This is a genomic window from Streptococcus infantis (genome assembly GCF_047460685.1).
Lineage (GTDB): Bacteria > Bacillota > Bacilli > Lactobacillales > Streptococcaceae > Streptococcus > Streptococcus infantis_AD.
On sequence record NZ_JASHFS010000034.1, the window covers coordinates 1 to 5,122 of the forward strand.

The window sequence follows — 5,122 nt, forward strand, 5'->3', positions numbered from 1 at the left end:
GAAGCAGTTGTAACCGATAAAGGCGAACCTGCAATTCAGCCAGAGTTACCCGAAGCCGTTGTAACTGATAAAGGTGAACCCGCAGTTCAGCCTGCATTACCCGAAGCCGTTGTAAGTGATAAAGGAGAACCAGAAGTTCAACCTGAATTGCCAAAAGCAGTTGTAACCGATAAAGGTGAACCGGAAGTTCAACCTGAATTGCCCGAAGCTGTTGTAAGCGATAAAGGCGAACCTGCAGTCCAATCCGCCTTACCCGAAGCAGTCGTGACTGATAAGGGTGAGCCTGAAGTTCAGCCAGAATTACCCGAAGCAGTTGTAACTGACAAAGGCATACCGGAAGTTCAACCCGAATTGCCAGAAGCAGTAGTAAGTGACAAAGGTGAGCCGGAACAGGTAGCCCCACTTCCAGAATACACTGGTGATATTGATCAAGTAAAGCCGGATATTCCGACTGAAAAAATGAAAGAACATGATCCAGAAAAAACACTCGAATTAAGAAATGTTTCTGATGTAGAGCTCTATAGCCAGACTAATGGAATTTATAAACAGCATGTTTCGTTGGATGGTGTTCCAAAGAATACGGATAATTACTTTGTCAAGGTAAAATCTTCGGCATTTAAAGATGTCTATCTACCAGTCGCCTCAATAACTGAAGAGGAAAGAAATGGTCAGCCAGTTTATAAAATTACAGCTAAGGCTGAGAAACTCCAGCAAGAGCAGAACAATAAATATGTCGACCATTTCACCTTCTACCTCGATAAGAAGTCTAAAGAGGAAAATACAAACTTTACTTCCTTTAGTAATCTGGTCAAAGCTATAAACCAAAATCTCTCTGGAACCTATCATTTAGCAGCTAGCCTGAATGCTAACGAAGTGGAGCTTGGTCCTGATGATAAATCCTATATCAAGGGAACCTTTACTGGTCATTTGATTGGAGAAAAAGATGGTAAGAAGTATGCTATCTATAATTTGAAAAAACCTCTGTTTGAAAACTTGAATGGTGCTACAGTAGAAAAACTGAGTCTAAAAAATGTTGCTATTTCAGGGAAAAATGATATTGGTTCACTGGCAAATGAAGCTCAGAATAACACAAAGATTAAACAAGTTCATGTCGATGGTGTTCTGGCTGGAGAACGTGGTATCGGTGGATTGCTTGCTAAGGCAGACCAATCAAGCATCACAGAGAGCAGTTTCAAGGGAAGAATTATCAATACCTATGAAACAACTGCTGCCTACAATATTGGCGGTCTGGTCGGTCATTTAACAGGAAAAAATGCGTCTATTGCTAAATCTAAAGCGACAGTAACCATTTCGTCAAACACCAATAGTTCAGATCAGACTGTTGGTGGGCTAGCAGGTCTTGTAGACCAAGATGCGCATATACAGGATAGCTATGCTGAAGGTGATATCAACAATGTCAAGCACTTTGGTAGAGTTGCGGGTGTGGCTGGATATTTGTGGGATCGAAAGACGAATGAGGAACAGCATGCTGGAAGCTTGACCAATGTACTAAGTGATGTCAATGTAACCAACGGGAATGCTATTACCGGTTACCACTACAATGGAATGAAGGTGAAGGATACATTCAGCAGCAAGGCGAACAGAGTATACAATGTCACCTTGGTTAGGGATGAAGTCATCAGCAAAGAATCCTTTGAAGAAAGAGGAACAATGCTAGATGCTTCTGAAGTGACTAATAAAAAAGCAGAAATCAATCCTCTCACTCCTCCAACAGTGGAGCCCCTTTCAACAAGTGGTAGTAAAGAAAGTGATTTTTCTAAGGTGAAGCATTATCAAGCTAACCGTGCTTTGGTTTATAAGAACATTGAAAAATTGTTACCTTTCTATAACAAGGCGACCATCGTGAAATACGGAAACCTGGTCAAGGAGAACAGTCTCTTATATCAAAAAGAACTCTTGTCCGCAGTTATGATGAAGGATGACCAAGTAATCACAGATATTGTTTCTAACAAACAGACTGCAAATAAGCTCTTGCTTCACTATCATGACCATTCATCTGAGAAGCTCGATCTCAGATACCAGACTGATTTTGCTAAGTTGGCAGAATATAGCTTAGGGGATACAGGACTCCTCTACACTCCAAATCAATTCTTGTATGACCAAGACTCTATCATTAAGCAAGTCTTACCTGACTTACAAAAGGTTGACTATAAGTCGGATGCTATCAGAAAGACACTCGGAATTTCTCCAGATGTCAAGCAAACTGAGCTCTATCTGGAAGACCAGTTCGTCAAAACAAAACAAAATTTGGCAAACAGTTTGAAAAAACTCTTGTCAGCAGATGCTGGACTTGCTGGTGACAACCCAGTTACCAGAGGCTATCTTGTAGATAAAATCAAGAACAATAAGGAAGCCTTGCTACTCGGTTTAACTTATTTAGAACGTTGGTATAACTTTAGCTATGGTCAAGTGAATGTCAAAGACCTAGTTATGTATCATCCGGACTTCTTTGGTAAAGGAAATACTTCACCATTAGATACTCTGATTGAGTTAGGTAAATCTGGCTTTAACAATCTTCTTGCTAAAAACAATGTCGATACTTATGCTATCAGTCTTGCCAGCCATCATGGAACGACAGATTTGTTTAGCACGTTGGAAAATTACCGAAAAGTCTTTCTACCAGACAAAAGCAATAATGACTGGTTTAAATCACAGACCAAGGCTTACATTGTCGAAGAAAAATCCAATATCGAAGAGGTGAAAACGAAGCAAGGACTAGTTGGTACCAAGTATTCTATTGGTGTTTATGATCGCATTAGTAGTGCCACATGGAAATACCGCAATATGGTCTTGCCGCTCCTAACCTTGCCAGAGAAATCAGTCTTTGTCATCTCGACCATGTCTAGTCTAGGATTTGGAGCTTATGATCGTTACCGCAATAGTGAGCACAAAGCAGGCAAGAATCTCAATGATTTTGTTGAAGAAAACGCGCGTGAGACAGCCAAACGTCAACGAGATCACTATGATTATTGGTATCGCATTTTAGATAAAGAAGGACGTGAAAAACTCTATCGTACAATTCTACTTTATGATGCCTATAAGTTTGGAGATGATACAACATCTGGAAAAGCCACAGTTGAGGCTAAGTTTGATAGTACCAATCCGGCGATGAAGAATTTCTTTGGTCCAGTGGGGAATAAAGTAGTTCACAATCATCATGGTGCTTATGCAACTGGAGATGGCGTTTACTATATGTCCTATCGTATGTTAGATAAGGATGGAGCTATCACCTATACCCATGAGATGACACATGATTCAGATCAGGATATTTACCTTGGTGGCTATGGTCGAAGAAGTGGCTTAGGACCAGAGTTCTTCGCAAAAGGCTTATTGCAAGCTCCTGACCAACCAAGTGATGCAACCATTACCATAAACTCTATCTTGAAACATAAAACATCAGATAGTACAGAAGGTCAGCGATTGCAAGTGCTTGATCCAACTACAAGATTTAATAATGCAGCAGATCTTCAGAACTACGTCCACAATATGTTTGATGTCGTTTACATGTTGGAATATCTCGAAGGGCAATCTATCGTGAAACAGTTAGATGCTTATCAGAAAATGACGGCCCTGAGAAAAATCGAGAATAAATACGTGAAAGATCCTGCAGATGGAAATGAGGTTTACGCTACTAACGTAGTACAAAATCTGACAGAAGAAGATGCCAAAAAATTGACTACCTTTGATAGTTTAATTAAAAATAATATCTTGTCAGCTCGTGAATATAAGTCTGGGGAATATGAAAGAAACGGTTACTATACGATTAAACTCTTTGCCCCAATCTATTCGGCTCTGAGCAGTAAGGGAACTCCGGGTGATTTGATGGGACGTAGGATAGCTTATGAACTTCTGGCTGCCAAAGGCTTTAAGGATGGAATGGTACCTTATATCTCAAACCAATACGAAGAAGTTGCCAAACAAAACGGTAAAACCATCAATCTCTATGGTAAAGAACGAGGATTGGTGACAGATGATCTTGTTTTGGAAAAGGTATTTGAAGGGAAGTATTCTTCTTGGGCGGATTTCAAGAAAGCTATGTACCAAGAACGGGTGGATCAGTTTAGAAACTTGAAAAAGGTTACCTTCAACGATCCAACTAAATCTTGGGCAAGTTTTGCAAGAAAGACGATTCATAGTGTAGAAGAACTGCAGCGATTAATGGACGAAGCTGTCCGTAAGGATGCAGATGAGAATCGTTATTCTTGGGACAACTATAATCCAGAATATGATAGTGCAGTTCATAAGTTAAAGAGAGCAGTGTTTAAGGCCTATCTAAATCAAACTGATGATTTTAGAAGTTCAATTTTTAAGAATAAAAAATAGTGTTTACTATTAGGAAATAAAATTAAAGAAGGTGATTACGATTGTCATTATTTAAAAAAGAACGGTTTTCAATCCGAAAAATCTGTGGGATTGTTGGTTCAGTTTTACTCGGAAGTATCTTGGTTGCACCGTCAGTCATTCATGCTTCTACCTATCATTACATTGAAAAAAGCGCTCTGACAAAGGAAGAACTAAGCAAGATTCAAGCAGGAATTCCTACTGATAATGAAGCAACTTATGCTCTTATTTATCAGCAGGAAGCTCTTCCTGCGACAGGTTCATCGACTTCTGTGCTTACAGCTTTAGGTCTTTTAGCTGTTGGTAGTTTCGTTCTTTTGGTTCATAAAAAGAAAAAAGTTTCTAGTCTGTTCTTGGTTACTACTGTCGGACTGATTAGTCTTTCTAGTATGCAAGCACTCGATATAAGCAATCCTTTGAAAGATTCAAGTAATGAAGGAGTAGTTCAAATTGCTGGATATCGTTATATTGGATACTTACCTCTTGATGATGATGTAATCTCAGAAATTCAACATAAAGCTGAGGGGACAAAAAATGTTCCAGTATCTGAAATTCAAAGTGTTCATAATGAAGCACCTAAAGCAGAAAAACCTAAAAATCCAGAGTCTGTAAGCACCGTTCCAAACGAGACAACTAAATCAGAGAAGCCAGAGTACACTGAGCCTGTAGGTATGGTTCCTGACGAAGCACCTACATCAGACAAACCAGAGTACACTCAACCTGTAGGTATGGCTCCAGACGAAGCACCTACATCAGACAA

At 39.6% G+C, this 5,122-nt stretch carries 2 protein-coding genes; both read left to right on the top strand.

All coding sequences use genetic code 11. The annotated features are described in order from the left end of the window. Positions 1-4,344, top strand: a 4,344-nt coding sequence (locus QM917_RS10460) for a ZmpA/ZmpB/ZmpC family metallo-endopeptidase (protein WP_414285715.1), incomplete at its 5' end; no start/stop codon positions are given. 41 nt (positions 4,345-4,385) lie between these two features. Beyond that, a partial coding sequence (locus QM917_RS10465; protein ID WP_414285716.1) for an SIALI-17 repeat-containing surface protein occupies positions 4,386-5,122 on the top strand: 737 nt, incomplete at its 3' end.